This window comes from Pseudoflavonifractor capillosus, from assembly GCF_016899775.1.
Taxonomy (GTDB): domain Bacteria; phylum Bacillota; class Clostridia; order Oscillospirales; family Oscillospiraceae; genus Lawsonibacter.
On the sequence record NZ_JACJJE010000116.1, the window covers coordinates 1 to 2,505 of the forward strand.

Sequence of the window (2,505 nt, forward strand, 5' to 3'; positions counted from 1 at the left end):
GGACGAATCGACAGAATCCTCGTCAAGTCCTCCTCACGGTTTGCCCGAAACGCTAAGGAGTGCCTGGAGGCGGTCCGAGAGCTGAAGGCGCTGGATGTCAGTGTATGCTTTGAGGAGCAGAATATCGACACCGCTGAGCTCTCCGGGGAGTTGCTGGTCGCCATCTTCGCTATGATGGATCAGAAGGAGAGCGAAACGATATCCCAAAATATTCGTTGGAGTGTAGATGCCAGAATGCGCACCGGCAAGTACAATACCTGCCATGCTCCCTTCGGATATCGTTTAAGCAACGGAAAGTTGGAACTCTTACCAGAATCTCTTCCCATCATTCAATATATCTTTCACGCATATCTATCCGGAAATACGGCAAGTGAGATTGCCTCCGCATTGATTCGGCTGACGAAGGATCAAATCTGGAATCCACAAAAAGTTGATTACATCTTGACAAATGAACGATATTGCGGAAACGCACTTCTGCGAAAGAGGTTTGCCACAGATACGCTCCCTCGAAAAAAACAACGGAATCACGGGGAGCGTCCCATGTATTTTGTCGAGAAAATCAACGAAGCAGCCATCTCACCTGAAATATTTGAAAGAGCAAAAGCGTTGCGGCTATCTCGAAACAAAGAACTCCTGCCTGGAATTGCGGGACAACGTCCTCTTGCGAATGGATTTGCACAGTGTGGATGCTGTGGACGCGTTCTGCGCCCAAAGCGCTCTAATGGAATATGGTATATGGTCTGCCGGGGACATGAAGAAAATTCAGGTAGATGTGATTTATCCCCGGTTCCTGAAGAAACTATATTAACTGCCTTGCGGTCTCTTTATCACAAACTCCGGCACCAAGGATTAGCCATTCTGAATCAACTGCTTTCAGATCTCCAAGCTGCCCAAACCGGCAAAATGCTCTGGAGCTTAGACATTGTAGAACTGAATATGCAAATTGCAAATATAACCCGTCAGGATCGCTTACTGGCCCAGCTGAAGCAGCAGGGGTTGGTCGATCCTGACCTTTTTATCTCCCGCCGGGACGCTCTGGCGGAACAACTTCGTGCCGTCAAGCTGGAAAAGGAGCGGCTCTTGGAATCCGAGGAAAACCCAACCATCTCCCAGACACGAGTCCTGCTGGAGACCTTGGAGGCCGCTCCGGAATTTCTGGATACCTTCGACGAGGAGCTGTTCCGCGAGATCGTCGATAAAATCATCGTGGAGAGCAATGAACGTCTGCGGTTCCGGCTTATCAACGGCCTGGAGCTGACAGAGGACATCGAGAGGACGGTGCGGTGATGGCATCCAACCGAAAACAGCCCTTCGGCTACAAAATGGAGTGGGGCGAGATCGTGATCCAGGAACGGGAAGCCTCTGTGGTTCGCTGGATCTTCCAGTCCTATCTGACTGGGGCATCCTACCATGACTTGACAAAGGCTCTGGAAAAGGGGGACGTCCCCTATGAGGTGGGAAAGCTGTGGAACAAAAACATGGTGGCCCGCATTTTGGAGAACCACAAGTATACCGGCCAGTGCGATTATCCGTCCCTGATTTCCCAAGAGCTGTTTGAAGCGGTACAGATGCGCCGAAAGAAACAGGCAGCTCCTTCGCGGAAAACCCCTGCCCAGAAGGAGCTGCGCCGGCTGTGCGGCGGCTCCCCGCCTCCCTGGGTGGAGCGGCAGGTGCTGGCGGTTCTGAACAGCCTGATTGCCCACCCGGAACAGCTCCGCTGTCCGCTCTGTAAGAAAGTCCTGCCTGCGGAAGCCATCCGGCTCCGTCAGGAGCTGGACGATCTGCTGAACACCCCGCCGGTGGACGAGGATCGTGCTAGAAAGATGGCCCTCCACCTGGCAGAACTCCAGCTGAACGCCATCGGGCCGGAGGAATATGAAACAGAGCGGCTCCAGAGGTTGTTCCAGTCCCGCAGTCCCATGGGTGAGCTAAACCAAGAGCTCCTGCATGAGAGCGTCCGGCACATCACATACGCCGGCAGAAGGGTTACAATTCTGCTGAAAAACCATCAAACTATGGAGGGGGGAAACAACCAATGACAGATACCGCTCCGAAGGTCATTATCATTCCGGCTAAGAAGGAGACGCCACAAGAGCAGGAGAAAAAACGGAGTCTGCGGGTAGCGGCCTACTGCCGGGTGTCCACCGACAGTGAGGAGCAGATCACCAGCTATCAAAACCAGCTTTCCTACTACACAGAGAAAATCATGAAGGAACCCAACTGGACTATGGCCGGTGTGTTTGCAGATGAGGGCATCACAGGGACTTCCGCCAATAAGCGGAAGGAATTCCTGCGGATGATCCGCCAGTGCCGCCAGGGAAAGATCGATATGATCCTGGCCAAGTCTGTCTCCCGCTTCGCCCGAAACACCGTGGACACCCTCAATTATACCCGGGAGCTGCGAAGTCTGGGAATCCCAGTGATTTTTGAGGAGCAGAATATCAACTCCATCCACCCAGAGAGCGAGTTCCTGATCACACTCCACGGAGCCTTCGCCCAGGCTGA

3 protein-coding genes are annotated in these 2,505 nt (G+C 53.2%); all 3 read left to right on the plus strand.

Going from position 1 to position 2,505, the window contains the following annotated elements; all coding sequences use genetic code 11:
• Positions 1 to 1,287 (plus strand): recombinase family protein (locus H6B31_RS16450; RefSeq protein ID WP_204899488.1); only part of this gene is annotated, 1,287 nt, incomplete at its 5' end.
• Positions 1,287 to 2,039 carry a recombinase family protein gene (locus H6B31_RS16455; RefSeq protein ID WP_204899489.1) on the plus strand — a complete coding sequence of 251 codons (753 nt, stop codon included), beginning with the start codon at positions 1,287 to 1,289 and terminating at the stop codon, positions 2,037 to 2,039. The genes H6B31_RS16450 and H6B31_RS16455, both read left to right, overlap by 1 nt.
• On the plus strand, positions 2,036 to 2,505 hold a 470-nt coding region (locus H6B31_RS16460), incomplete at its 3' end, for a recombinase family protein (protein ID WP_204899490.1). The genes H6B31_RS16455 and H6B31_RS16460, both read left to right, overlap by 4 nt.

Coding starts and splice junctions, on each gene's coding strand:
- H6B31_RS16455 (WP_204899489.1), top strand. CDS start 1,287: ATGGCATCCAACCGAAAACAGCCCTTCGGCTACAAAATGGAGTGGGGC.